The sequence below is a fragment of the Neisseria sp. P0021.S007 genome, from assembly GCF_051956855.1.
In genome coordinates this window covers 1-650 of record NZ_JBQCXA010000631.1, presented here as the reverse complement: position 1 = coordinate 650, position 650 = coordinate 1, and the positions used below count along the sequence as shown (strand labels likewise).

Sequence of the window (650 nt, the reverse complement as noted above, 5' to 3'; positions counted from 1 at the left end):
CAGCGTTTACCTGTCCACCATTCTCGGCGCATGGTTGGCCGACCGCATTTGGGGCGCGGAACGTACCCTGTTTATCGCCGGTATCGTCGTGATGACCGGCCATATTTTATTGGCGATTGTGCCGGGCTTAATGGGATTGCTGTTGGGCTTGGTGTTTATCGCGCTGGGCAGCGGCGGCGTGAAATCGTCTGCCGGTTCGATGGTCGGCTCTTTGTATGAACGGGACGACCTGCGCGAATTACGCGATGCCGGTTTCTCCATTTTCTATATTTCCATCAATATCGGCGGTTTCTTAGGCCCTTTGTTGACCGGTATTTTGCAAGACAGAATGGGTTTCCATTACGGTTTCGGCGCAGCGGCCGTCGGTATGGCATTTGGCCTGCTGTGGTATTCGCGCGGCCGTAAAAACCTGCCGCATACTCCGGCTCCGAATCCGTTGCGTCCTGAAAAGATACAGACTGCAATAGCTGTCGGCGTGTTGCTGGTTTTGGTGTTGGGCAGCGTGATTGCTTCCGGCGTGCTCAATCTTGAGAACTTTTCACGCTGGCTTTTGGGCGTGGTCATTATCACCGTTATCGCTTATTTTGCACGCTTGCTGGGCAGCAGCCAAGTTGAGGCAGCCAATAAACGTTACATCATGGCCTATATTC

Annotated in this window: 1 protein-coding gene; it reads left to right on the top strand. The window is 53.5% G+C overall.

Annotated elements, in window-relative coordinates:
- The coding region (locus tag ACTHUR_RS15060; protein WP_440399418.1) for an oligopeptide:H+ symporter at positions 1-650 on the top strand (650 nt) is incomplete at both ends.